Genomic DNA, 23,161 nt, shown 5'->3' with positions numbered 1-23,161 from the left:
CCGATTCATTCGGACAGGGTTGCGACGGTTCATATTAGGAATCTCAAAAATAAGAGAGCACGCTTGGGAAGTGATTCCCAAGTATTCATGACAACGATAGTTAGGTTAAGCCGCAGATCGAATGCCGATAGACTGCGAGATGAAAATGACCTTGTGCTGTTGGAAGCCGGTTTTCGCCCGGAACTTGGGCTGCAGCGTCGCCTCTTGCAGAGCGTCCTGGCATACGCGGCCGGATACTGGACCGATAGAAACAGCATCGTGCCATCAGGCATGAATCAGGGACAGCCACAGACCGGCTGGCGTTCGAGGTAGTGGTCGACACCAGGGCGCCACCGCGACGTATCACGAGGCGTTCCGGACCCCTTGATCATACCTGCTCAGCTGGCACGCAGCCTAATGAGTTTACGACCTGGACGACGCCTTGTAGACTGAACACATGGCGCTCAAACGATGGACAACATAGGAATCGTCGTCGATGACCTCGAAGAGACGATTGGTTTCTTTGGCGAGCTCGGCCTTGAGCTCGAAGGGCGGGCCACGATCGAAGGAGAATGGGCCGGACGTGTCACTGGACTGGGCGATCAACGCGTCGAGATTGCCATGATGCGGACGCCGGACGGCCACAGCCGGCTCGAACTGTCCCGCTTCCTCACGCCGCCTGTCGTCTCGGATCACCGCAACGCCCCGGTTAACGCCCTCGGCTACCTCCGCGTCATGTTCGCCGTGGACGACATTGAGGGGACGCTTGAAAGGCTCCGCAATCGCGGTGCGCGGCTCGAAGGCGAAGTTGTCCAGTATAGAGACGTGTATCGGCTCTGCTACATTCGAGGGCCCGGAGGGCTTCTCATCGGGCTCGCGCAAGAACTAAGCTGAGCGCAATGCGCTAAGCGGCCTGCCGCTTCGGCACCATCTGCTCATCCATCCCCGGCCGATGGCCGCGCAGATAGAGCGCGCAGGTGGTGCGCAGCATCGACGCAAAGTTCGGGATGGCGCCATTGATCTCTATGGCTTCGTCATAGAGCTTGGAGATGAATTTCGGCGTCGTCAGGTTCTGGTTTTCGGCGATCTCGTCAAGCAACGCCCAGAACGTCGCTTCGAGCTGGATGCTGGTCGAGTGACCGTCGATGCGAATCGAGCGGTTGATCTGGCGATAGCCTTCGGGGTCCTGGCCCGCAAACACCCTGCACATCCGACAAACCTCCCATGATTGTTGGTCTTGGGTGGACGGGCGTCCAGTTTGATACTGCTTGACCTGTCCCCACACGTATTCTCGGGCAAAATTGCCGGTCCGGCAATCGGACTTTCGTCCCGTTCGCGGCTGCGGGCGTGGTAACCGGCTGCCACCACCTTTTGTCCGCGCCGCGCATAATCGCCTCCACACCAGCGCGGAGACTAATTTGGCCAAGGCGATCCACAGTATGATCCGGGTTCTCGACGAGACCCGATCGGTCGATTTCTACAGAAACGCCTTCGGGCTCAATGTCGCCGACAGGCTGGATTTCGAGACGTTCACGCTCCTTTACCTCAGCAATGCCGAGGCAGGGTTCGAGCTCGAACTGACCGTGAACAAGGATCGGCAGGAAGCTTACGGGCTCGGCGACGGCTACGGTCACTTCGCTGTCTCCGTCGCCGACCTCGACAGCGAACATGACCGTCTCGGTGCGCTTGGCCTGAATCCGAAGAAGATCGTCGAGTTCAACCGCGACGGATCGCTGATCGCCCGCTTTTTCTTCATCGAGGACCCCGACGGCTACAAGATCGAGGTTCTGCAGCGCGGAGGTCGCTTCCAATAGGAGACATAGCAGTCGCGCCGGCAGGTGCGGCGCCAGCAAACGCACTCTCAACAGTGCACATAGCAAGCAGGGAGGAATAAAATGGTCACGATCTATGACGCGAAGCCCGGGCTTTCCCGTCGTGAGCTTCTCAAACGCGGCGGCATCGGCGCGCTGCTCGTCATCTCCGGTAGCGCCGTCATCAGTCCTGAACATGCCTGGGCGCTCGAGACATCGGCACTCAAGCCCGAAACCATGGCGACGCTGATCCAGATGGCGCGTGACATCTATCCGCACGATCAGGTGCCGGACAAATACTACGCCATTGCCGTGAAAGGTCATGACGAGCAGGCCGGCAAGGACGCCGCCTACAAGGCGATGCTCGAGGATGGCATCGCCGACCTCGACAAGAAATCCGGTGGCGGCGGCTATCGCGGCCTCGGCTGGGAGGACCAGCGCGTCGGCGTGCTGAAGCAGATCGAGGCGACGCCGTTTTTCCAGGCCATCAGAGGCGGCCTTGTGGTCGGCCTCTACAACCAGAAAGAGGTGTGGCCGATCTTCGGCTACGAGGGCGAGTCCTATTCCAAGGGCGGCTACATCGCGCGCGGTTTCGACGACATCGAGTGGCTCTGAGCCCCGTCGTTCCTGAACCCGCAAACAGAAATCATGGGAGGAAACCATGGCAGCTTCATTTGATCTGAACAACGACGGCGTGGTCGTCATCATCGGTTCGGGCGCCGGCGGCGGCACGCTCGGCAACGAACTTGCCCAGAAGGGTGTCGACGTCGTCATCCTGGAAGCCGGCGCGCGCCACGAATACGAGGATTTCGTCAATGACGAGTGGGGCTCGTTCGCCCAGCTCGCCTGGACCGACAAGCGCACCACGTCCGGCGACTGGCGCGTGGCAAAGGATTTTCCGAACCTGCCGGCCTGGATCGTCAAGTCGGTCGGCGGTTCGACCACGCATTGGGCGGGAGCCTCGCTGCGCTTCCAGGAGCACGAGTTCAAGACGCTCTCGACCTATGGCAAACTGGAAGGCGCCAACCTGCTCGATTGGCCGATCACGCTGGCCGAGATGGAGCCCTACTACGCCAAGGCCGAGGCCAAGATGGGCGTCACCGGCACCAATGACTGGCCGCGGCTGCCGGGCAACAACAATTTCAAGGTGTTGAAGGCCGGCGCCGACAAGCTCGGCTACAAGGAATGCCACACCGGCAACATGGCCATCAACTCGGTCGATCGCGACGATCGTAATTCCTGCCAGCAAACCGGCTTCTGCTTCCAGGGCTGTAAATGGGGCGCCAAATGGTCGACGCTCTACACCGAGATCCCCAAGGGCGAGGCGACAGGCCATCTCGAAGTCAGGCCGAATGCCATGGCGATCAAGATCAACCACGACGCCAGCGGAAAGGTGACCGGCGTCGTCTATGCCGACAAGGACGGCAAGCTGCAGGAGCAGAAGGCGCGCATCGTCGCGGTTGCCGGCAACTCGATCGAGAGCCCAAGGCTGCTGCTCAATTCGGCGTCGGGAAAATTCCCCGATGGGCTTGCCAACTCGTCGGGCCAGGTCGGCAAGAACTACATGCGCCACACCACCGGCTCGGTCTATGCCATCTTCGACAGGCCGGTGCATATGTATCGCGGCACCACCATGGCCGGCATCATCCGCGACGAGGCGCGGCATGATCCGTCGCGTGGGTTCGTGGGCGGCTACGAGTTCGAGACGCTGTCGCTCGGCCTGCCGTTCATGGCGGCATTCCTCGATCCGGGCGCCTGGGGGCGCTCGTTCACCACCGCACTCGATCACTACGACCACATGGCCGGCCTGTGGATCGTCGGTGAGGACATGCCGCGCGCGGAGAACCGCATCACGCTGCATGCAGACGAGAAGGACGCGCACGGCATGCCGATCGCCGACGTGCATTTCGACGACCATCCGAACGACACGGCGATGCGTAACCACGCCTACAAACAGGCTACGGCACTTTACGATGCGGTCGGCGCCACCCGCACCTTCCCGACGCCACCCTATCCGTCGACTCACAATCTCGGCACCAACCGGATGAGCGAGAAAGCGGAAGACGGCGTCGTCAACAAGCACGGCCAGGCGCACGACATCAAGAACCTGTTCGTGTCGGACGGCAGCCAGTTCACCACCGGGGCCGCCGAAAACCCGACCCTGACGATCGTGTCGCTGGCGATCCGCCAGGCCGACTACATCGCCGCGCAGATGTCGGCAAAGACGATCTAGTCACATCCTCCCGACGGACTGCTGGCGCGGAACCCGCAAGGTTCCGCGCCTTTTTCTTGCCGCCTTATTGCTTGGTGCAGGTCGATGCGGTGAAGGCGCCGTCGGGTTGCTTCATGATGATGTCGAAGGAGGGCACGGTTTCGCCGTCAAGCGTCGCCTGGGTCAGCGACAGCGAGTTGCCGCCGGCGGTGTAGCCGCCCAGTGGTCCCAGCCAGGAAATCACGCCGTTCGCATCCATTTGGTAGTTGTACCCTTGCTGAGCGGGGCCGAAGCCGCCGAGGCTGGTGTAGACAGGGCCGCTGTAGACGTTCCCCTTGATGGTGATGTCGCCGAGGCTGAGGAACATGCCAAGCAGGTACACTTCGCAATGATAGGTGCCGTCAGGCATCTTGCCATCGCTGAAATCGGCTCGCGCGGCTCCGGTTGCTGCGGCCAGAAGCAGTATGCCGATGAAAAAGCGTGAAATCCCTGAAATCATGACGTCGCTCGTTTGAAGAGCGAGCTTGCCCTATTTTTGCACCGCGCCGCAACATCGGTCGCCCAAGGCGCCGCTATTGAGATCAAAATCTAGGCAGCCTCAGAGAATGAGCGAAAATTAGGCAAAAACTGTGTAAGCTGCGCAAATTTCCCTCAATCGATTTCTGGCCGGCTCTCTTTGTTTTGGAAGCCGCTATATCCAAGGCGCTGATATCTATGAACTATTTGTACCCTTTCGGGATCGCTGGAGCGGTTGGCATGGGGGTTGCATTGTAGTGTTGCAGTGCAATCAACTAGCTTGGGAGTCCGTAATATGAGGGCTAATTTCTCGACAATAACAAAAATGTTTTCGGCTGGTGCGGTCGCCGCCGGCCTGTTGATGTCGGCTCCGGCCAAGGCCGCCGACGACACGATCAAGGTCGGCATTCTCCATTCGCTCTCGGGGACCATGGCGATTTCGGAGACGACACTGAAGGACGCCATGCTGATGCTCATCGACGAGCAGAACGCCAAGGGCGGCCTGCTCGGCAAGAAGCTCGAGGCGGTCGTCGTCGATCCGGCTTCCAACTGGCCGCTGTTTGCCGAAAAGGCGCGCGAACTGATCTCCAAGGACAAGGTCGCGGCGGTGTTCGGCTGCTGGACCTCGGTGTCGCGCAAATCGGTGCTGCCGGTGTTCTCCGAACTCGACAACATCCTGTTCTATCCGGTCCAGTATGAGGGCGAGGAGAGCGAGCGCAACGTGTTCTACACGGGGGCGGCGCCGAACCAGCAGGCGATCCCGGCGGTCGACTATCTGATGAGCGAGGACGGCGGTTCGGTTAAGCGCTGGGTGCTGGAAGGCACCGACTACGTCTATCCGCGCACCACCAACAAGATCCTCGAGGCCTATCTGAAGGCCAAGGGCGTGGCGGCTGAAGACATCATGGTCAATTACACGCCGTTCGGCTTCTCCGACTGGCAGACCGAGGTTTCGGCGATCAAGAAGTTCGGTTCGGCCGGCAAGAAGACCGCCGTCGTCTCGACCGTCAACGGGGATGCCAACGTGCCGTTCTACAAGGAACTCGGCAACCAGGGCATCAAGGCCGAGGACATTCCGGTCATGGCCTTCTCGGTCGGCGAGGAAGAGCTTGCAGGTCTCGACACCGCGCCGCTGGTCGGCCATCTCGCCGCCTGGAACTATTTCGAGAGCATCGATACGCCCGAGAACAAGAAGTTCATCGCCGACTGGCACAAGTTCATCAAGAACGACAAGCGCACCACCAACGACCCGATGGAGGCCCATTATATCGGCTTCAACATGTGGGTGAAGGCGGTCGAGAAGGCCGGCACCACCGATCCGGACAAGGTCATCGACGCCATGATCGGCGTGTCGGTGCCGAACCTGACCGGCGGCTATTCGACGATGATGCCGAACCACCACATCACCAAGCCGGTGCTGATCGGCGAAATCCAGGCCGACGGCCAGTTCGAGACCGTGTCGCGCACGCCGGGCCTGGTGATGGGCGACGAATGGTCCGACTATCTGCCTGATTCCAAGGACCTGATCTCGGATTGGCGCGCGCCTCTGTCCTGCGGCAACTTTAATGTTGCCACCGGCAAGTGCGGCGGCAAGGGCACGAACTGATCCCTCCCAGGGCTGACCCAGTCAGACCGCGCGCGTCCGGACGGCTTCCTCCGCCGTCCGGACGCCCACTTCAACCTTCAGGGGTTACCAGAAACCGATGACCTTAATCCGCACGGGTTTGATGCTGTTGTTCCTGCTGGCGACACTGTCGTCATCGGGCGCTGGCGAAACCGATCTGCGCGGCATCATCGCCAAATTCGCCACGGCCAAGGGCTTTTCCGAGATCGGAGCCGTCGTCCACGAACTGGCAGCCGCTGGCGACCCGGCGGTGGAGCGGCCGCTTGCGGCACTTGCCGACGGCAACCTCTATGTCCGCAAGGCTGATTCCCTGGTGTTTGTCGGCAAGGAAGCGGGCGAAAGCGTCCAGCTTTCCGACCCGTTGAGCGGCGAGGCATCGGGCGAGGCGGCCAAGGGCGACATCACCAAGATCAAGGTCAACAATACGCTGCGTCGCGTCATCCGCGATGCGTTGGGCACGTTGACGCTTGGCGCCAAGGATCCGGCCGTGCGCATTGCCGCCGCCGACACCATGTTCAAGACGCCCGACGCCGCAAACATCGGACCGCTCGATGCGGCAATCACCAGCGAGACCGTGGCCAGCGTCAAGGCTCTGCTCGAACAGGCCCGTGCGGCCTCCGTTCTGGTCTCCGACCGGCCGGATGCCGAGAAGCTCACTGCCATCGCGCTGATCGGCGCGCGCGGCGACCGCGATGCGGTTTCCCTGCTCACCTCGGTCGAGGCGAATTCCACCGACGCGGTCAGGCAAGCGGCGACAGCCGCGATCGCCAACATCAATTCGACGCTGGCCTTCTGGGATGCCGGGCAGAACATCTGGTACGGCATCTCGCTGGGCTCGGTGCTGCTGCTGGCGGCAATCGGCCTCGCCATCACCTTCGGCGTCATGGGCGTCATCAACATGGCGCATGGCGAGATGGTCATGCTCGGCGCCTACACGACCTTCGTCGTCCAGCAGGTGATCCGTACATCCTTCCCTGACCTGTTCGACTGGTCGCTGGTCATCGCACTGCCGCTGGCCTTTCTCGTCGCCGCTCTGGTTGGCCTGATCATCGAGCGCGGCGTCATCCGCTTCCTCTATGGCCGGCCGCTTGAAACACTGCTGGCGACATGGGGCGTCTCGCTGATCCTGCAACAGGCCGTGCGCTCAATCTTCGGGCCGACCAACCAGGAGGTCGGCAACCCATCCTGGATGTCGGGCTCGTTCAATCTCGGGCAACTTGCGATCACCTGGAACCGCCTGTGGATCCTGTTTTTCGCGCTCGCTGTCTTCGGCATCCTGCTCTACGTGATGAAGCGCACACCCTGGGGCCTGCAGATGCGCGCCGTCACCGCCAACCGGCGCATGGCTGCCTCGATGGGCATCAGGACGCCGTGGGTCGACGCGCTGACCTTCGCGCTCGGCTCCGGCATTGCCGGCATTGCCGGCGTCGCGCTGAGCCAGATCGACAACGTCTCGCCCAATCTCGGCCGCGGGTACATCATCGACAGCTTCATGGTCGTTGTCTTCGGCGGCGTCGGTAATCTGTGGGGCACGCTGGTCGGCGCCTTCTCGCTCGGCATCGTCAACAAGTTCCTCGAGCCTTATGCGGGCGCGGTGCTCGGCAAGATCGTCGTGCTGGTGCTGATCATCCTGTTCATCCAGAAACGCCCGCGCGGCCTGTTCGCGCTCAAGGGGAGGGCGGTGGAAGCATGATCACGGGACGCTTCTTTGCCGCCGGCGCGGACCGCCGCATCGCCATTACGATCTCCATCCTGCTGGCGGTGGCCGTCATCGTGCCGTTGCTCAACCTTGCGGTGTCTCCTACCAGCGCCTTCTACATCCCATCCTACATCGTCGCGCTGACCGGCAAATATCTCTGCTATGCGCTGCTTGCCTTGGCGCTCGACCTGGTCTGGGGCTATTGCGGCATCCTTTCGCTCGGCCACGGCGCCTTCTTCGCGCTCGGCGGCTATGCAATGGGCATGTATCTGATGCGCCAGATCGGCTCGCGCGGCGTCTATGGCAATCCCGTCTTGCCCGACTTCATGGTGTTCCTGAACTACAAGGAACTGCCATGGTTCTGGTATGGCTTCGACCATTTCTGGTTCGCCGGCCTCATGGTGCTCGCGGTGCCTGGCCTGCTGGCTTTCGTCTTCGGCTGGTTCGCCTTCCGCAGCCGCGTCACCGGCGTTTATCTCTCCATCATTACCCAGGCGATGACGTATGCGCTGCTGCTTGCCTTTTTCCGCAACGACATGGGTTTCGGCGGCAACAACGGCCTGACCGATTTCAAGGATATTCTGGGCTTCAACGTGCAGGCCGACGCGACGCGCTCGGCGCTGTTTGCCGCCAGCGCGGTGATGCTGGCACTTGCCGTCTTCGTCACCTGGGCGATCGTCGGCTCAAAATACGGCAAGCTCTTGATGGCGGTACGCGATGCCGAGAGCCGCACGCGCTTCCTCGGCTGGCGGGCGGAGAACGTGAAACTGTTCGCCTTCACCGTCTCGGCCGTCATGGCCGGCATAGCCGGCGCGCTCTACGTGCCGCAGGTCGGCATCATCAATCCGGGTGAATTCGAGCCGGCCAATTCGATTGAAGTCGTCGTCTGGGCGGCTGTCGGCGGGCGCGGCACCATTGTCGGGCCGATCATCGGTGCGTTGCTGGTCAATGCCGGAAAATCCTGGTTCACCGGCGTACTGCCGGAGTTCTGGCTGTTTGCACTGGGTGGACTATTCGTCGCCGTCACGCTTTTGCTGCCCAAGGGCATCATCGGCATGTGGGACAGCTGGCGCGGCAACGCCAAGGCGTTGCGAGCTGCTTCGATTGCCGAGGAAGCCGGCACCGATGCCGATGTCTCGCCGCCGGCGAAAATCGTTCGCAGTGAAGCAAGAAAGCCAGGTGACTGGTCCGCCAGCAACCCCGAACCACAGCCGGCGGAGTGAGCGACCATGTCAAAGTCGAACACGATCCTTTATCTCGACGGCGTCTCGGTCTCCTTCGACGGCTTTCGCGCCATCAACAATCTGTCGCTGGTGCTCGACAAGGGCGAGATGCGCGCCATCATCGGCCCCAACGGCGCCGGCAAGACGACGATGATGGACATCGTCACCGGCAAGACGCGGCCCGACGAGGGCGAAGTGTTCTTCGACGGCCAAGTCGATCTGACCAAGCACGACGAGGCCGAGATCGCAATGATGGGCATTGGCCGTAAATTTCAGAAGCCGACCGTCTTCGAAAGCCACACGATCGAGGAAAACCTGATGCTGGCGCTGAAGGGTCCTCGCTCGATCTTCCCGGCGCTGTTTCACCGCCGCTCGGCCGCCGAGACGCGGCAGATCGATGACATCCTCGGCATCATCCGGCTTGGCGACAAGCGTGACGAACTGGCAGCCAATCTCAGCCATGGGCAAAAGCAGTGGCTGGAGATCGGCATGCTCTTGGCGCAGGACCCGAAACTGCTTCTGGTTGACGAGCCGGTCGCCGGCATGACCGATGCCGAGACCGAGGAAACCGCGCGGCTGCTCAAGGATATCGCCCGCGACCATTCGGTCATCGTCGTCGAGCACGACATGCATTTCGTGCGCGAGCTCGGCGTCAAGGTCACCTGCCTGCACGAGGGCTCGGTGCTCTCGGAAGGCACACTCGATTTCGTGTCGGCCGACGAGCGTGTCGTCGAAGTCTATCTGGGGAGATGAGCATGGTCTGGCGGGTTCAGTTCCATCACTTCGATCTGTCGTTTCTCAGGTTCTGGAGACGGCGCTGACATGCTCGAAGTTTCCAATGCCACGCTGCACTACGGCGCCGCCCAGGCGCTGCGCGGCGTATCGCTGAAGGCGGGCGCCGGCAAGATCACCTGCGTGCTCGGCCGCAACGGCGTCGGCAAGACCAGTTTGATGAGATCGATCGTCGGCCACCACCGGCTGACGAGCGGAAGCGTTGCCTTCGAGGGGAAGGCGCTCGACCGGAGCGCGGCGTATGACCGCGCCCGGTCGGGCATCGCATTCGTACCGCAGGGCAGGGAGGTCTTTCCGCTGCTCACCGTGCGGGAGAACCTGGAATCAGGCTTTGCGCCGCTGAGACGAGCCGACCGCAACATTCCGGCGCATGTCTTCGAATTGTTCCCTGTGCTGAAGCAGATGCTCGGCCGTCGCGGCGGCGATCTTTCCGGCGGCCAGCAGCAACAGCTCGCCATCGGGCGGGCGCTGGTGATGCGGCCGAAACTGCTCGTGCTCGATGAACCGACCGAGGGCATACAGCCGTCGATCATTAAGGACATCGGCCGCGCCATCCGCTATCTGCGCGACCAGGCGGGCATCGCCGTGCTTTTGGTCGAACAATATCTCGATTTCTGCCGCGAGCTCGCCGACGAGGTCAACATCATGGACCGGGGCGTGATCGTCCATACCGGCCCGGCTGAAGATTTAGACCGGGCTGATGTGCGGAAGTTCCTTACCGTCTAGCATTGGCGGTGAACTTCAGTTGGCGATCCGAAGTTCTTGCCAAGTCCAATATTTCTCCATCCGATCACCTGCGTCTCTGGCACGCTCAATATCGCGTGCTAGTCTTTTCCATGGCTTTGTGAGTCGGCCGCTTCCGTATCAGTCTGGTTATCGCAGATCGAGGACCACGGCCAATGCCGGGCAAGTTTCACGCAAGCAAGGCTGCCTAGCTTCCCTCCTGCGATCTCTGTCGTTCAAACGCGTTTGGGCACACAGGCTAAAGGACAGCCATGGAACGTTACGTCGAGGATTACCAGAAGCGGCGGCTTACCGAACGCGTCGACATCATCGCTGCCATCAATATCTTGAGATCACAGGGCTGCGACTACGACGATCTGATCGAGGAGATCACCAAGGTCTTCTATGTCGATCTCGATACCTTCAATGAGATTGTCATGGCGGCCTAGGAGCCGCATTCGTCTCCCCACGATCAGAGGCCGGTGTTGCGCGATTAGCTTGCGCGCCTGAACGGAGACGCGGTGACGCGGTTACGGCCTCCGCGCTTGGCGTCGTAGAGCGCCTTGTCGGCGGCGTTGAGCACCTTGTCGAAGCCGAGGCCGTCCTTGGTGCCGAAAGCAAATCCGGCACTGACGGTGCATATCAGCGAGCCTGTCTCGGTTTCGATGCGGTGCGCGGCGAAAGCTGCCCGTATGGCCTCGGCGGTGGCCTCCACCGTTTCGGGCAAGGTCCGCTTCAGCACCAGCGCGAACTCCTCGCCGCCCATGCGCGCGGCGACGTCGGCCGGGCGGCGATTGCTGGCGAGTTCCCGTGCAAACACCCTCAGCACTTCATCACCGGCGGCGTGGCCGAATTCGTCGTTGATGGCCTTGAAGTTGTCGAGATCGAAGACGACCACCGCCGTGAAGGCGCCGACCGGCGCATCGCCGTGCAGGTCGAACAGGGCGCGGCGGTTGAGCAGGCCGGTCAGCGGGTCGGTCAGGGCATTGTGGCGGTGATGCCGGGCCAAGCGTCCCTGATTCAGGGCCAGGGAAAGCGCTCCAATCCCGGTCATGCTGGCGATGACGATGATGAGGCTCAGTTCCTCGGCCCAGTTGCTTGGCGCATGTCCAAGGACCAGCTTTCCATCCAAGGCTAAAACCATGGCGCAGAGAGCGAAGGATGCGGCCGTGGCAGAATAGAGCGCGGTGATACCGATCGTCAGGGCAGGGGCTTCGTCGCGGCCCTTCCAGTATTCGACCGCCGTTGCGAACAGAAGCAAGGCGGCGAAGGCATTTTCGAACATGAAGCCCAGCCCGTCATAGCCTAGAGCCATGGGAGGCAACGTCACGGCCAGCGAAATGGCGCTGCCAAGTACAGTTCGGGGCACTGGCGAGCCGCCGGTTCTGAACTGGTAGGCCGCGCCCAGCATTGTCGAGAAACCGAGCAGGAGGAAAGCCAGCGTGGCGATGCCCAGCAGGCGCCCGGGCATGTCGATATAGGCGTCATAGACAAAAATATCGCCGACCACGAACACCAGGCTGATCGCCCATGTCAGCAGGAATTTCTCCGAGCGAGCGGTCAGCCACATGCCGAACAATGTCAGGCTCAGGCAGGCCGCGGAAAAACCGACAGCCAGGAGAAGTGAAGTGTAGTCGAGCGACATGCCCCTCGTCCTTGCCCGTGGCGGCCCAGATCTGCGACTGGTCTGGCTGGATTCATGCAGCAAGGAGGTATCGATAAGGTTACGACGGTGGCGAAGATGCCATGATTCCGCTGCGTCAGGGCACCGGTTGACCCTGGTCCACTCGCTTCATCAGTGCCATGGCGCCGAACGGCGCGCGCACCTTGCCCTCGGTGATGAAGTAAACGAACACGTCGCGCGGCTTGACCGGCGCATCGGTGGCGGGGTCGGCGCGCCGCAGGTCGGCCGGCTGCTTGCCTTGCGCCCAGGTCTTTACCCGCGCGGCCCATTCATCGAGGCCTTTCGGCGTATAGCAGTCGGGATTGTCATCGCTGCCGGTCTGCAGCCGGGCGTAGACGAAATCGGCGGTGATGTCGGCGATATCAGGATATTTCGCATGGTCGGCGTAGACGATCGCGGCCTTGTATTTTCGGGCAAGTGCTGCGAATTCCGGCACGACAAAACTGTCGTTGCGGACTTCGAGCGCATGGCGCAGCGCAACGCCGTCCTGCTTTTCCGGGAGCAGCTTCAGGAAGGCTTCGAAATCGTCCGGATCGAATTTCTTGGTCGGCGCGAACTGCCACAGGATCGGCCCGAGCTTTTCGCCGAGCGCCGCCACGCCGGAGCCAAGAAAGCGCATCATCGATTCGCCGGCCTCGCCCAGCACGCGCCGGTTGGTGACGAAGCGGTTGCCCTTCAGCGAATAGACAAAGCCGTCCGGCGCCTCGCTGGCCCATTTGACGAAGGTCGGCTCCTTGAAGCTGGAATAGTAAGTGCCGTTGACCTCGATGCTCGGCACCTGGCGAGTGGCGTAGTTCAACTGCTTGGCCTTGGAAAGCTTGTCGGGATAGAAGGACGTATCCCAGGGTTCGAAGGTCCAGCCGCCCATGCCGGCGCGGATTGTTCCCGATGTGGTCATTGTCATCCTCCCAATGCAGAAAAAGATCAGGCCGCGGTGATCTGATCGACGGTTTTGGCCATGTCGACGAGCACCCATCCTGGCCGGTAGGGATTGGGCCGGCGACCCGTTTCGTGGAAACCATAGGCAAGATAGAGCGCAATGTTCCGCTCCATCCTGGCGTTGGTGTAGAGCCGCACTTCTGGCAGACCCCAGAGATGGGTCTGCTCATCCGCGTGTTTCAGCAGCGCAATGCCGAAGCCCTTGCCTTGAAAGTCGGGGGAGACCGCGACGGAGAAGATCATCGCGTGGTCGCCATGTCGCTCCAGCGTGATCAGCCCGGCAAGCTCGCCGCCACTTTCCAGCAACCAGACCTCGCCGCGCACGATGCGCGGTGCATAGTCCTCGGTGACCGGGACCGGCGGCGCGCCGAACAGTGCGATGTAAGGCGCATAGGCCGCTTCCGTCAGCGAGACGACGGTTTGGAGATCACCGGCAAGCGCTCTTCTGATTGTCATTCAAAAGCTCTCCAGAGCTCTCCAGGCGCCAACCGGTCGATCACTCCGCCGCTTCGCGTTTGCCTCCGGGACGTCGCTCCAGAAGCTCCTTGAGGAACTGGCCGGTGTAGCTGCGCTTTTCGCGCACGATGGCTTCCGGCGTGCCGGAGGCGACCAGTTCGCCGCCGCCGTCGCCGCCTTCGGGGCCGAGGTCGAGCACCCAGTCCGCGGTTTTTATCACTTCGAGATTGTGCTCGATGACCACCACCGTGTTGCCCTGGTCTACCAGTTCGTGCAGCACTTCCAGCAGTTTGGCAACGTCGTGGAAATGCAGGCCAGTGGTCGGCTCATCCAGGATGTAGAGCGTCTTGCCGGTCGCCTTGCGCGACAGTTCCTTGGCCAGCTTGATGCGCTGCGCCTCGCCGCCGGACAGCGTTGTCGCCTGCTGGCCGATATGGATGTAGCCGAGGCCGACCTGCTTCAGCGTGTCGAGCTTGTCGCGCACGCCGGGCACCGCGGCGAAGAAATCGACGCCTTCCTCGACCGTCATGTCGAGCACGTCGGCGATCGACTTGCCCTTGAACAGGACATCGAGCGTCTCTCTGTTATAGCGCTTGCCGTGACAGACGTCGCAGGTGACGTAGACGTCGGGCAGGAAGTGCATCTCGATCTTGATGACGCCGTCGCCCTGGCAGGCCTCGCAGCGGCCGCCCTTGACGTTGAACGAGAAGCGTCCCGGCTGATAGCCGCGCGCCTTGGCCTCCGGCAGGCCAGCGAACCAGTCGCGGATCGGCGTGAAGGCGCCGGTATAGGTGGCCGGGTTTGAACGCGGTGTGCGGCCGATCGGCGACTGGTCGATGTCGATGACTTTGTCGAGGAATTCGAGGCCCTCGATGCGGTCGTGGTCGGCCGGATGTTCGCGCGAGCCCATGATGCGTCTCGAGGCGGCCTTGAACAGCGTCTCGATCAGGAAGGTCGACTTGCCGCCGCCGGACACGCCAGTGACGGCGGTGAAGGTGCCGAGCGGGATTTCGGCGGTGACGTTCTTCAGATTGTTGCCGCGCGCGCCGACGATCTTGATGCGGCGGTTCTTCTTCGCTTCACGCCGCACGCCGGGCGTCGCCACTTCGAGCGCGCCCGACAGATATTTGCCGGTGATCGAATTGGGATTGGCCATGACCTGCTGCGGCGTGCCCTGGGCGATGATCTCGCCGCCATGGATGCCGGCGGCCGGGCCCATGTCGACGACATAGTCGGCATGCAGGATGGCGTCCTCGTCATGCTCGACGACGATCACCGTGTTGCCGATGTCGCGCAGGTGCTTCAGCGTATCGAGCAGGCGCGCATTGTCGCGCTGGTGCAGGCCGATCGACGGCTCGTCCAGCACATAGAGCACGCCGGTCAGGCCGGAGCCGATCTGCGATGCCAGCCGGATGCGCTGGCTCTCGCCGCCCGACAGCGTGCCGGAATTGCGCGACAACGTCAGATAGTCGAGCCCGACATCGTTGAGGAAGCGCAGCCGTTCACGGATTTCCTTGAGCACACGCACCGCGATTTCGTTCTGCTTGTCGTTGAGCGACGCGGGCAGGTCGGTGAACCACTGGTCGGCCTTGCGGATGGAAAGCTCGGTGACTTCGCCGATGTGCCTGCCGGCGATCTTCACCGCCAGCGACTCGGGCTTCAGCCGATAGCCCTTGCAGACCGGGCAGGGTGTGGCCGACATGAAGCGCTCGATCTCCTCGCGCATCCAGGCGGATTCGGTCTCTTTCCAGCGCCGCTCGAGATTGGGGATGACGCCTTCGAAAGTCTTCGTCGTCTTGTAGGAGCGCAGGCCGTCATCATACTGGAAGGTGATCTCGCGCTCGCCGGTGCCGCGCAGGATGGCTTCCTTGGCCTCTTCGGTCAGATCCTTGAACTTGTCGCCGAGCTTGAAGCCATAGGCCTTGCCCAATGCCTCCAGCGTCTGCGCGTAATAGGGCGAGGTCGACTTCGCCCACGGGCTGACGGCGCCGTCGCGCAGCGAGATGTTTTCATCCGGCACGATCAGATTGCCGTCGATGGCGCGCTGGCTGCCGAGACCGTCGCAGGTCGGGCAGGCGCCGAACGGGTTGTTGAACGAAAACAGCCGCGGTTCGATTTCCGGAATGGTGAAGCCGGAGACCGGGCAAGCGAACTTTTCCGAGAACAGGATGCGCTCGTGCGTCTCGTTCTTCGACTTGTTGACCGAATCCTCGCCGGTCTGGCTGGAATCGAGCGGCTTGTCGGCGAATTCGGCGACCGCCAGCCCATCGGCCAGTTTCAGCGCCGTTTCGATGGAATCGGCAAGCCGCGTCGCGAGATCGCCGCGCACGACGATGCGGTCGACGACGACATCGAGGTCATGCTTGTACTTCTTGTCCAGCGCCGGCACGTCGGCGATCTCATAGAAGACGCCGTCGACCTTGACGCGCTGAAAGCCCTTCTTCTGCAGTTCCAGCAATTCCTTGCGGTACTCGCCTTTGCGGCCGCGCACCATCGGCGCCAGAATGAACAGGCGCGTGCCTTCCTCGATCGCCAGCACGCGGTCGACCATCTGCGAAACCGTCTGGCTCTCGATCGGCAGGCCGGTGGCCGGCGAATAGGGGATGCCGACGCGCGCAAAAAGCAGGCGCATATAGTCGTAGATCTCGGTGACGGTGCCGACCGTCGAACGCGGGTTCTTCGATGTGGTCTTCTGCTCGATGGAAATGGCAGGCGACAGGCCGTCGATCTGGTCGACGTCAGGCTTCTGCATCATTTCGAGGAACTGCCGCGCGTAGGCCGACAGGCTTTCGACGTAGCGGCGCTGGCCCTCGGCATAGATCGTGTCGAAGGCGAGCGATGACTTGCCGGACCCCGACAGGCCGGTCATGACAATCAGGCTGTCACGCGGCAGGTCGAGATCGACATTCTTCAGATTGTGTTCGCGCGCCCCGCGAATGGAAAGATATTTATGGTCGGCCATAGCCGGTCGCCGCCTCAGAATCTGGAATTTCCTGGAATGGCGGGTTTTCCCGGCCATCCCCTATGTAGGTAGTTTTGCCGCCACGTCGAGAGACGCCACAATTCCCGACAAAAGCGTTTAAGCGTCTTTCGCGTGAACGGGCAAGCGGAAAGAACAAAGGCCGAACACGCTCCTGACAAAGCTGTGCAAAAACTGACTTGTACGTAACCTCCCGGCGATCACGTTTTTCGGTAACCGGCTATTGATGGTTGACGCGGGCAACCCAGGAGCGCAGTCTCCGGAAGTCAACGAAGCCGGCCGTCTTTTGATGGCCTCGCCGCCCAAAGGCGGCCTGCGAGACGCCGCAGGCATTTGCGATTTGTGCTTCGAATTGACAACAATCGCAACGGACAGAGGAGCGGAGCTATGACGCCACCGGATCGTCCCCTAGGGTTCCAGTTGTCACTGGAGCCGCGGCAGGCATAAGTGCCAGGGTTTAGCGTCTGCGCCACCCGGCAAACCGTGACCTGCCATATCTCCTAAAAATCAGAGACTGCTAGTCGGATCGTCGGCCGAACGCCGCGGTGCATCCGAAATCAAACGCCGGCAGTACACTCCCGGCAAAGTTGGATTTGAGATCCAGAAGGCCCCGTCCGTTTGCCCAAGGCACGGCGGGGCCGTTTTATGTGGGGAACGCTCATTTCCGCGCGCACTCAGTGACGCGGCGGCCCGATCGAGCCGGCGCCGACATCGACGGTGATGCTGCCGGAAATCCTGACATCCGTATCGCCGATCTTGAATGTGCCGTTCTCGCCGGCCGGCAGCGCATCGTCCGGCTCGGGAGCCGGCTTGGCGATGCGGTAGTCGCCGGTCACGCCGGGCAGGGCGCTTTTTTGCGTCGACGGCGAACTGTCCTCTGCAAGAGCCGCGCCACTCACGAGACTGGCAAAAGCGAGCACCACGACGGCGATGATGGGGCGCAGTGGTCTGGAAGGATGAGTGTCGGTCATCCCAGGACTATAGTGGCGCGCCGCCGATGGAACCAGACCGGCATCGTCAAATCTTCGGCAGCCGGCCGGACTCCGCTCCGGCCCTGGCTTACGCCGCCTTTTTGCGCGTGTCGAAAACATGGTCGACGATGCCCCATGCCTGCGCCTCGCGGGCGGTCATGAAGTGGTCGCGGTCCAGCGTGCGCTCGACCTCTTCATAGGTACGGCCGCAATGCTGCGCGTAGAGCTCGGCCATGTGCCGTTTCGTCCTGCCGATGCGCTCGGCATGGCGCTGGATGTCGGAGGCCTGGCCCTGGAACCCGCCCAGCGGCTGATGCAGCAGGATGGTGGCGTTCGGCAGGGAAATCCGGCGCCCCGGTGTGCCTGCCATCAGCAGGAACGAGCCCATCGATGCCGCAAAGCCCATGCATACGGTCGACACCGGGCAGCTGATATATTGCATCGTGTCGTAGATGGCGAAACCACTGGTCACTACGCCGCCCGGCGAGTTGATGTAGAGCGAGATCTCCTTGTCGGGATTGTCCGATTCCAGCGACAAAAGCTGCGCGCAGACCAGCGCCGAGATGTCGTCGTTGATCTCGCCGTTGATGAAGATGATGCGCTCGCGCAGCAGCCGCGAAAAGATGTCGAAGGCGCGTTCGCCGCGGCTCGATTGCTCGATGACCATCGGCACCAGACTGGCAACACCGCTCATTTTTCTTCTCCGATTTTCTATTATGCCGCGCGCAGAAGGCGCGGTGCGTTCGCGGCGATGGGCTTTCCAATTGCGCGCAAACCGAGCGAAAGACGGCAGCCGGCGCCTGCCATGGCGATGGCCGGCATGGCCTTGCGGGCAAAACCGTCGTGGACGATGCGCAGATGCGTGCCGCCGGAAGCGGTGCGGGCAAGCGTGAAGGTGACGGTACTGTCGAGCGGATCCTGCCTGGCTGCGTCGCCCGGCTGCTCCCGCCAGGAATAGCGCAGCAACTTCTCGGGTTCGGCGTCGAGGATTTCGCATTCGATCGGCGCGCCCGTCCCGGCGAAGGCAAAACGGTTGCCGATCTCGAGGCTGATGTCGTTCGGCATCATCCAGGCGGCCAGCAATTCCGGTACGGTCAGGGCCCGCCAGACCTTTTCCGGCGGCTCGGCAAGGTCGTACTCGAACTCGAGCGCATCCGCGGCGTCGATTTGGCCCTCGTTGGTCGTTGATCCCGCCTTCTTCATTGATCCATGTCCTTCAAAACCGCCTTCAGCCTTTCGATGCGTTCCGGCCAGAAAGTCCGGTAGCGTTCGATCCAGGAGAGCAAGGGAGCTAGCCCCTGCGGATCGGCGCGGTAATAGGCGTTGCGGCCGGCTCGCCGCTCGACCACCAGGCCTGCGCCACGCAGCACCGCCAGATGCTGCGACACCGCGGGCTGCGACACCGTCATACCGGTGCGCAATTCCGACACGCTCATCTCGCCTGCGGCCAGCCGCTCAAAGACGGCGCGGCGCGTCGGGTCGGCCAGTGCACGAAAAATCTCTGCTTCGATCATGTCAAAAGCATAAGTGAATACTTATTGATTTGGCAAGCACTGTTTTACGAGATTGTCGGAAGCCAGCGTCTCACCATTCCGGCAGGCCCATCGAACGTCGCCTCGAAAATCGGCGACGCAAGGACGGCGTGGATGTGAAGCGTTCCAGTGCCGGCGTTCTTGAACCCGTGTTTCCTGTTCGCGGGGATAACGAGAGACTGGCCCGATGTCACGACTGTATGCTCATCGTCGATCCACATCTCAGCCCTACCGGCGATAACGGTCAGCACTTCCTCCACGGGATGCCAATGCGTTGGGGCGCCGACCGTGGGCTCGACCCATTGCTCGAATATGCAAAGTTGCGATGCACCATTGCTGGCCGACACATGCATGCGTGTTTCCACACCTGCTCGCCATTGCTCGCGCTGCTGGTCCTCATGTGCGACAGACTTCATTTGATCGCCCCCGGTCAGATCCGATTTCATGGAAATTTCCGGCCGGGACACTACATCTTGCTGACAAACATTGACAGAACGTCATCTGCACCATAGAACGAACAGGGAACAAAAACCTTGTGGGTAAAGGCAGCCACGGCAAGCGGCTGACGCCTGCAGCCTGTAAGGTGCTGCGACAAAAAAATTTGTTTCGGATGAGCGCGGAGAAATATCATGGCGGGTAGCGTCAACAAGGTCATTTTGGTCGGCAACCTCGGCGCGGATCCCGAAATCCGTCGCCTCAACTCGGGCGAGCCGGTCGTCAACATTCGCATTGCGACGTCGGAAAGCTGGCGCGACAAGAATTCCGGCGAGCGCAAGGAAAAGACCGAATGGCACAACGTCGTCATCTTCAATGAGGGCATCGCCAAGGTGGCGGAGCAGTATTTGAAGAAGGGCATGAAGGTCTATGTCGAGGGCCAGTTGCAGACGCGCAAATGGCAGGACCAGACCGGCGCCGACAAGTACACGACGGAAGTCGTGCTGCAGAAATTCCGCGGTGAGCTGCAGATGCTCGACGCGCGCGGGCAGGGTGAAGGCGGCCAAGTCGGCGGCTATGCCGGTGGCGGCAGCAGCCGTGGTTCCGATTTCGGCCAGTCCAGCCCGAGCGAAGGCTTCAATCGCGGTGGTGGCGGTGCCAAGAGCGGCGGCGGTGGCGGTTCGTCGCGCGAACTGGACGACGAAATCCCGTTCTGATCGCAACAGCAGATGTTATTTTTGGCTTAAGTCAAACATTGCGCCCCGAGAGTCCCTCATGGACTTCCGGGGTTTTGCATTGTCGAACTGAACGCTGAGATGGCGATCAACGAAATGTGGCGAAGGACGAGTTCGATGAAAGCACGCGTAAAATGGGTCGAGGAACGCACTTTCGTCGGCGAGTCCGGTAGCGGCCACAAACTGGTGCTGGGAACCGCGCCTGGATCGGAAGGCAGGACGCCGGGACCGAGCCCGATGGAGCTGGTGCTGATCGGCACCGGCGGCTGTTCGGCCTATGATGTCGTGCACATCCTCGAAAAGGGGCGCGAGGCGGTCGAGGACTGCGTCGTCGAGCTCGAGGCCGACCGGGCGGAAACCGAACCCAGAGTGTTCACCCGCATTCATATGCATTTCGTCGTCAAGGGCAGGCAACTCTCCAGCGACAAGGTGAAACGCGCGATCGACCTTTCGATCGAAAAATATTGCTCGGCCTCCGCGATGCTTGCCAAGACCGCCACGATTACCCACGATTTCGAGATCGTCGACACGACGGCGAGATAGAGCCGGCTTTGAGATTCTCGCCGCGTCAGCCTGTCAGCCCGCTATCAGCGCCTTGATGCCGTCGGCGACGAATTGCACGGCCAGTGCTGCCAGGATGACGCCGAGCAGGCGGGTCAGGATCGAGCGGCCGGTCTGGCCGAGGATGCGGTCTATGCGTTCCGACAGCACGAACACCAGATAGGTGATGGCAAGGCAGACGAAGATGATGCCGACCAGCGCCGCCTGCGCCGCAAAGCCTTGAAAGGAACCTGAGAGCAGCACAGTTGCCGAAATGGCGCCGGGACCCGCGATCAGCGGGATTGCCAGCGGGAAGGCGGCGATGTTGTGGATCATGTCCTTGGTGATGGCGACGTCGCCGATCTTCTCCTTGCGGTCCTGCCGGCGCTCGAACACCATTTCGAAGGCGATGAAGAACAGCAGGAAGCCGCCGGCGACGCGGAAAGCCGGCAGCGTGATGCCGAACACCGACAGGATCGAGGCGCCTGCAACCGCAAACAGCGCCATCACCAGGAAACCGATGATCGACGCGCGGACGGAAACCTGCTGGCGCTCCTCGCGATTCATGCCGCGCGTCACGGCGAGGAACAGCGGCGCCAGGCCGGGCGGATCGATGGTCACGAGAATGGTGACGAAGGCGTTGAACAGGCTGTCGAAACTCGGCATCTCTGACCCTCCCGCCGGGCCGTGCCCGTACCAGGATAATTGGTAGAGCAAAGCCCGTTCGGTGGGAACTGTTCGTGAGAAAGTGGTTGATGCCGGCGAGACAGCGGAGGGCGCAAAGGGTCGCGACGCTTTTATTCCGGGCTGCTGCATTCTTCGGCGATCAAACCGCTCGGCGCGCCAGGAATTCGACCTCCAGCCGCCATGTCGCGCCATTGTCGTGCGAGCGCTCGCCCAGCCATCGGAAGGCGTTTTCGGTGATACGTGAAAAGCCCCAGCGTACTGAACTGCCGGTGCCGTCGGTGCCCACTTGCACGATCGTGTCGCCCTCGGCGCGGCCGAGCTGGCGGCTGAAATACTGGTTGCGCGGGTCGCTCCAGAAGATGTGCCAGGCATCCGCGCCGGGATCATAGACGCGCAGCGTCGTGCCATAAAAAGTCCATTTGCCGAGCGAAGGCTGGGAACCAGTGTCCCGCGCGGGCAGGATCCAGACGTCCTGGATCGCCCGGCCTTCCAGCACCCAGCCGAAATGCACCTCGCCGCGCCCTGTCAGCACCGTTCCGTCCTCGAGGTGGCGCGAGGCGTCGAAAGTCCAGGCGCCGACGAAGCGGCCGTAAAGGCTCAGTTTTTCGGCAAGGCCTTCGATCGGTCCGGGGCTATGCAGGGCATCGGCAAACGAAGATTGATCGAACATGGTTGTGGCCTCTTCTTGTCAGGAGATTGGGAGGGAATAGGCGGTTACGGGGTTCTGGGCTTGGGAAAAATTGCTATATTTCGACCATGACGACGACCACGCATAGTCTCGCATCCGGAGCCGGCTGGCATGTGACGGATGTGATCTGCACGGCCGGCGCCGGCCGGCCGTTCGAGGAGGCGCATCAGGATTTCTGTGTGGCTGCAGTCACCAGCGGCACGTTCCGCTACCGCGCCCAACAAGGAACGGCGATGCTGGCGCCCGGCGCGCTCCTGCTCGGCAATCCCGGCACATGTTACGAATGCGGGCACGAGCATGGCGGCGGCGATCGTTGCCTCTCGTTCCATTTCAGGCCGTCCTACATGGAGCGGATCGCGGCTGGCGTGCCGGGCGCCAGGAAGCTGGCTTTCGAGGCGGCGCGCCTGCCGCCTTTGCCGGTCCTGGCGCCACTCCTGGCCGAGGCGGAGACCGCGCGCGAGACGGCCGACATCGACGCCTTCGAGGAACTTTCCCTCCGCATGGCCGGTGCTGCCGTGGCCACAGCCTCTGGCGCTACGCATGTCAGGCGCGCGCCGAGCCGCCGCGACCAGAAGCGGGTGGCCGAGGCAGTGCGGTGGATCGAACTCGATGCCGACGGGCCGGTTTCCCTTTCAGCGCTTGCCGATGGGACGGCGACCAGTCCGTATCATTTCCTGCGCATCTTCCGGCAGGTGGCGGGCATGACCCCCTACCAATTCCTGCTCAGGACGCGATTGCACAGGGCCGCGGTGCGGCTACGCATGTCGGACGATACGGTTTCCGCGATCGCTTTCGGCGCTGGCTTCAGCGATCTGTCGACCTTCAATCGTCGTTTTCGGCGGATCATGGGGCAGACGCCAAGCCAGTATCGCAGCCGCCGTGGCGCATAGGTCGTTTCTGCTTGGTGAAGCGACCCGGTGCACCGCAAGGCAGACA

At 61.9% G+C, this 23,161-nt stretch carries 26 protein-coding genes; 13 read left to right on the top strand and 13 right to left on the bottom strand.

The window, feature by feature from the left end:
- Positions 1-450 precede the first annotated feature (450 nt).
- Positions 451-873, top strand: a complete 423-nt coding sequence (locus tag A9K65_RS22690) for a VOC family protein (protein WP_064995827.1) — start codon at positions 451-453, stop codon at positions 871-873.
- 10 nt (positions 874-883) lie between these two features.
- Here the strand turns inward: A9K65_RS22690 and A9K65_RS22685 are convergent, their stop codons facing one another.
- Entirely contained in the window at positions 884-1,189 is a 306-nt protein-coding gene (locus tag A9K65_RS22685) for a ribbon-helix-helix domain-containing protein (RefSeq protein WP_063167926.1), read from the bottom strand.
- Positions 1,190-1,397: 208 nt separating this feature from the next.
- On the opposite strand from A9K65_RS22685, the gene A9K65_RS22680 reads away from it, so the two are divergent.
- The 3 genes from A9K65_RS22680 (at position 1,398) to A9K65_RS22670 (ending at position 4,023) form a co-directional block, all read left to right on the top strand.
- Complete coding sequence (locus A9K65_RS22680) at positions 1,398-1,793, top strand: VOC family protein (protein ID WP_027161507.1); 396 nt, start codon at positions 1,398-1,400, stop codon at positions 1,791-1,793.
- Between the two features lie 81 nt (positions 1,794-1,874).
- Complete coding sequence (locus A9K65_RS22675; RefSeq protein ID WP_064995828.1) at positions 1,875-2,405, top strand: Twin-arginine translocation pathway signal; 531 nt, start codon at positions 1,875-1,877, stop codon at positions 2,403-2,405.
- A 46-nt stretch (positions 2,406-2,451) separates the two neighbouring features.
- Complete coding sequence (locus A9K65_RS22670; RefSeq protein WP_013531851.1) at positions 2,452-4,023, top strand: GMC family oxidoreductase; 1,572 nt, start codon at positions 2,452-2,454, stop codon at positions 4,021-4,023.
- Positions 4,024-4,087: 64 nt separating this feature from the next.
- On the opposite strand, the gene A9K65_RS22665 is transcribed toward A9K65_RS22670, so the two are convergent.
- Entirely contained in the window at positions 4,088-4,501 is a 414-nt protein-coding gene (locus A9K65_RS22665; protein WP_024503521.1) for a hypothetical protein, read from the bottom strand.
- 312 nt (positions 4,502-4,813) lie between these two features.
- Between A9K65_RS22665 and urtA the strand changes: the two genes are divergently transcribed.
- From urtA to A9K65_RS22635, 6 genes are all read left to right on the top strand, one after another.
- Positions 4,814-6,124 carry an urea ABC transporter substrate-binding protein gene (urtA, locus tag A9K65_RS22660; RefSeq protein WP_064995829.1) on the top strand — a complete coding sequence of 437 codons (1,311 nt, stop codon included), beginning with the start codon at positions 4,814-4,816 and terminating at the stop codon, positions 6,122-6,124.
- Between the two features lie 97 nt (positions 6,125-6,221).
- Positions 6,222-7,835 carry an urea ABC transporter permease subunit UrtB gene (urtB, locus tag A9K65_RS22655; protein WP_064995830.1) on the top strand — a complete coding sequence of 538 codons (1,614 nt, stop codon included), beginning with the start codon at positions 6,222-6,224 and terminating at the stop codon, positions 7,833-7,835.
- Positions 7,832-9,064 (top strand): urea ABC transporter permease subunit UrtC, encoded by a 1,233-nt coding sequence (gene urtC, locus A9K65_RS22650; RefSeq protein WP_027161511.1) that lies wholly within the window; start codon positions 7,832-7,834, stop codon positions 9,062-9,064. The genes urtB and urtC overlap by 4 nt, the downstream gene beginning before the upstream one ends.
- Positions 9,065-9,070: 6 nt before the next feature.
- Positions 9,071-9,817 (top strand): urea ABC transporter ATP-binding protein UrtD, encoded by a 747-nt coding sequence (gene urtD, locus A9K65_RS22645; protein ID WP_013531846.1) that lies wholly within the window; start codon positions 9,071-9,073, stop codon positions 9,815-9,817.
- A 69-nt stretch (positions 9,818-9,886) separates the two neighbouring features.
- Positions 9,887-10,582, top strand: a complete 696-nt coding sequence (gene urtE, locus A9K65_RS22640; protein WP_013531845.1) for an urea ABC transporter ATP-binding subunit UrtE — start codon at positions 9,887-9,889, stop codon at positions 10,580-10,582.
- A 269-nt stretch (positions 10,583-10,851) separates the two neighbouring features.
- A complete protein-coding gene (locus A9K65_RS22635) occupies positions 10,852-11,028 on the top strand; it encodes a hypothetical protein (RefSeq protein WP_013531844.1) in 177 nt (58 codons plus the stop codon).
- A gap of 44 nt (positions 11,029-11,072) precedes the next feature.
- On the opposite strand, the gene A9K65_RS22630 is transcribed toward A9K65_RS22635, so the two are convergent.
- The 9 genes from A9K65_RS22630 to A9K65_RS22590 form a co-directional block, all read right to left on the bottom strand.
- Positions 11,073-12,224 carry a GGDEF domain-containing protein gene (locus tag A9K65_RS22630; protein ID WP_064995831.1) on the bottom strand — a complete coding sequence of 384 codons (1,152 nt, stop codon included), beginning with the start codon at positions 12,222-12,224 and terminating at the stop codon, positions 11,073-11,075.
- Positions 12,225-12,339: 115 nt separating this feature from the next.
- Positions 12,340-13,161, bottom strand: coding sequence for a DUF72 domain-containing protein (locus A9K65_RS22625; protein ID WP_013531842.1), 822 nt, complete (start codon positions 13,159-13,161; stop codon positions 12,340-12,342).
- Positions 13,162-13,187: 26 nt separating this feature from the next.
- On the bottom strand, positions 13,188-13,658 hold the full coding sequence (locus tag A9K65_RS22620) for a GNAT family N-acetyltransferase (RefSeq protein WP_064995832.1): 471 nt from the start codon (positions 13,656-13,658) through the stop codon (positions 13,188-13,190).
- A 40-nt stretch (positions 13,659-13,698) separates the two neighbouring features.
- The gene (gene uvrA / locus A9K65_RS22615; protein WP_064995833.1) at positions 13,699-16,620 is read right to left on the bottom strand and encodes an excinuclease ABC subunit UvrA; all 2,922 of its coding nucleotides are present in this window, start codon (positions 16,618-16,620) and stop codon (positions 13,699-13,701) included.
- A 692-nt stretch (positions 16,621-17,312) separates the two neighbouring features.
- Positions 17,313-17,609 carry a hypothetical protein gene (locus tag A9K65_RS22610; protein WP_064995834.1) on the bottom strand — a complete coding sequence of 99 codons (297 nt, stop codon included), beginning with the start codon at positions 17,607-17,609 and terminating at the stop codon, positions 17,313-17,315.
- A gap of 88 nt (positions 17,610-17,697) precedes the next feature.
- The gene (locus A9K65_RS22605; protein WP_063167934.1) at positions 17,698-18,303 is read right to left on the bottom strand and encodes an ATP-dependent Clp protease proteolytic subunit; all 606 of its coding nucleotides are present in this window, start codon (positions 18,301-18,303) and stop codon (positions 17,698-17,700) included.
- A gap of 20 nt (positions 18,304-18,323) precedes the next feature.
- Complete coding sequence (locus A9K65_RS22600) at positions 18,324-18,812, bottom strand: SRPBCC domain-containing protein (protein WP_064995835.1); 489 nt, start codon at positions 18,810-18,812, stop codon at positions 18,324-18,326.
- Positions 18,809-19,123, bottom strand: coding sequence for a metalloregulator ArsR/SmtB family transcription factor (locus A9K65_RS22595; RefSeq protein WP_013531836.1), 315 nt, complete (start codon positions 19,121-19,123; stop codon positions 18,809-18,811). Before A9K65_RS22595 ends, A9K65_RS22600 begins: the two co-directional genes overlap by 4 nt.
- A 44-nt stretch (positions 19,124-19,167) precedes the next feature.
- Entirely contained in the window at positions 19,168-19,587 is a 420-nt protein-coding gene (locus tag A9K65_RS22590) for a cupin domain-containing protein (RefSeq protein ID WP_084016341.1), read from the bottom strand.
- A gap of 183 nt (positions 19,588-19,770) precedes the next feature.
- On the opposite strand from A9K65_RS22590, the gene A9K65_RS22585 reads away from it, so the two are divergent.
- On the top strand, positions 19,771-20,292 hold the full coding sequence (locus tag A9K65_RS22585; RefSeq protein WP_024503512.1) for a single-stranded DNA-binding protein: 522 nt from the start codon (positions 19,771-19,773) through the stop codon (positions 20,290-20,292).
- Positions 20,293-20,427: 135 nt separating this feature from the next.
- The gene (locus A9K65_RS22580; RefSeq protein WP_063173671.1) at positions 20,428-20,853 is read left to right on the top strand and encodes an OsmC family protein; all 426 of its coding nucleotides are present in this window, start codon (positions 20,428-20,430) and stop codon (positions 20,851-20,853) included.
- A gap of 33 nt (positions 20,854-20,886) precedes the next feature.
- Here A9K65_RS22580 and A9K65_RS22575 read toward each other — a convergent pair whose 3' ends face one another.
- Both A9K65_RS22575 and A9K65_RS22570 read right to left on the bottom strand, forming a co-directional pair.
- Entirely contained in the window at positions 20,887-21,516 is a 630-nt protein-coding gene (locus tag A9K65_RS22575; protein WP_013531832.1) for a MarC family protein, read from the bottom strand.
- A gap of 160 nt (positions 21,517-21,676) precedes the next feature.
- The gene (locus A9K65_RS22570; RefSeq protein WP_013531831.1) at positions 21,677-22,207 is read right to left on the bottom strand and encodes a hypothetical protein; all 531 of its coding nucleotides are present in this window, start codon (positions 22,205-22,207) and stop codon (positions 21,677-21,679) included.
- A gap of 86 nt (positions 22,208-22,293) precedes the next feature.
- On the opposite strand from A9K65_RS22570, the gene A9K65_RS22565 reads away from it, so the two are divergent.
- Positions 22,294-23,115 (top strand): AraC family transcriptional regulator, encoded by an 822-nt coding sequence (locus tag A9K65_RS22565; protein ID WP_064995836.1) that lies wholly within the window; start codon positions 22,294-22,296, stop codon positions 23,113-23,115.
- The last annotated feature ends 46 nt before the right edge of the window (positions 23,116-23,161 follow it).

The organism is Mesorhizobium sp. WSM1497, assembly GCF_001672455.2.
GTDB classification, from domain to species: domain Bacteria; phylum Pseudomonadota; class Alphaproteobacteria; order Rhizobiales; family Rhizobiaceae; genus Mesorhizobium; species Mesorhizobium ciceri.
The sequence above is the reverse complement of the archived record's forward strand: the minus strand, read 5'-3'. Positions and strand labels throughout refer to the sequence as shown.

Excerpts from the sequence above, each read along its gene's own strand:
- A9K65_RS22690 (WP_064995827.1), top strand. The coding sequence starts at position 451 with ATGGACAACATAGGAATCGTCGTCGATGACCTCGAAGAGACGATTGGT.
- A9K65_RS22685 (WP_063167926.1), bottom strand. The coding sequence starts at position 1,189 with ATGTGCAGGGTGTTTGCGGGCCAGGACCCCGAAGGCTATCGCCAGATC.
- A9K65_RS22675 (WP_064995828.1), top strand. The coding sequence starts at position 1,875 with ATGGTCACGATCTATGACGCGAAGCCCGGGCTTTCCCGTCGTGAGCTT.
- A9K65_RS22670 (WP_013531851.1), top strand. The coding sequence starts at position 2,452 with ATGGCAGCTTCATTTGATCTGAACAACGACGGCGTGGTCGTCATCATC.
- A9K65_RS22665 (WP_024503521.1), bottom strand. The coding sequence starts at position 4,501 with ATGATTTCAGGGATTTCACGCTTTTTCATCGGCATACTGCTTCTGGCC.
- urtA (WP_064995829.1), top strand. The coding sequence starts at position 4,814 with ATGAGGGCTAATTTCTCGACAATAACAAAAATGTTTTCGGCTGGTGCG.
- urtB (WP_064995830.1), top strand. The coding sequence starts at position 6,222 with ATGACCTTAATCCGCACGGGTTTGATGCTGTTGTTCCTGCTGGCGACA.
- urtC (WP_027161511.1), top strand. The coding sequence starts at position 7,832 with ATGATCACGGGACGCTTCTTTGCCGCCGGCGCGGACCGCCGCATCGCC.
- urtD (WP_013531846.1), top strand. The coding sequence starts at position 9,071 with ATGTCAAAGTCGAACACGATCCTTTATCTCGACGGCGTCTCGGTCTCC.
- urtE (WP_013531845.1), top strand. The coding sequence starts at position 9,887 with ATGCTCGAAGTTTCCAATGCCACGCTGCACTACGGCGCCGCCCAGGCG.
- A9K65_RS22635 (WP_013531844.1), top strand. The coding sequence starts at position 10,852 with ATGGAACGTTACGTCGAGGATTACCAGAAGCGGCGGCTTACCGAACGC.
- A9K65_RS22630 (WP_064995831.1), bottom strand. The coding sequence starts at position 12,224 with ATGTCGCTCGACTACACTTCACTTCTCCTGGCTGTCGGTTTTTCCGCG.
- A9K65_RS22625 (WP_013531842.1), bottom strand. The coding sequence starts at position 13,161 with ATGACCACATCGGGAACAATCCGCGCCGGCATGGGCGGCTGGACCTTC.
- A9K65_RS22620 (WP_064995832.1), bottom strand. The coding sequence starts at position 13,658 with ATGACAATCAGAAGAGCGCTTGCCGGTGATCTCCAAACCGTCGTCTCG.
- uvrA (WP_064995833.1), bottom strand. The coding sequence starts at position 16,620 with ATGGCCGACCATAAATATCTTTCCATTCGCGGGGCGCGCGAACACAAT.
- A9K65_RS22610 (WP_064995834.1), bottom strand. The coding sequence starts at position 17,609 with ATGACCGACACTCATCCTTCCAGACCACTGCGCCCCATCATCGCCGTC.
- A9K65_RS22605 (WP_063167934.1), bottom strand. The coding sequence starts at position 18,303 with ATGAGCGGTGTTGCCAGTCTGGTGCCGATGGTCATCGAGCAATCGAGC.
- A9K65_RS22600 (WP_064995835.1), bottom strand. The coding sequence starts at position 18,812 with ATGAAGAAGGCGGGATCAACGACCAACGAGGGCCAAATCGACGCCGCG.
- A9K65_RS22595 (WP_013531836.1), bottom strand. The coding sequence starts at position 19,123 with ATGATCGAAGCAGAGATTTTTCGTGCACTGGCCGACCCGACGCGCCGC.
- A9K65_RS22590 (WP_084016341.1), bottom strand. The coding sequence starts at position 19,587 with ATGAAATCGGATCTGACCGGGGGCGATCAAATGAAGTCTGTCGCACAT.
- A9K65_RS22585 (WP_024503512.1), top strand. The coding sequence starts at position 19,771 with ATGGCGGGTAGCGTCAACAAGGTCATTTTGGTCGGCAACCTCGGCGCG.
- A9K65_RS22580 (WP_063173671.1), top strand. The coding sequence starts at position 20,428 with ATGAAAGCACGCGTAAAATGGGTCGAGGAACGCACTTTCGTCGGCGAG.
- A9K65_RS22575 (WP_013531832.1), bottom strand. The coding sequence starts at position 21,516 with ATGCCGAGTTTCGACAGCCTGTTCAACGCCTTCGTCACCATTCTCGTG.
- A9K65_RS22570 (WP_013531831.1), bottom strand. The coding sequence starts at position 22,207 with ATGTTCGATCAATCTTCGTTTGCCGATGCCCTGCATAGCCCCGGACCG.
- A9K65_RS22565 (WP_064995836.1), top strand. The coding sequence starts at position 22,294 with ATGACGACGACCACGCATAGTCTCGCATCCGGAGCCGGCTGGCATGTG.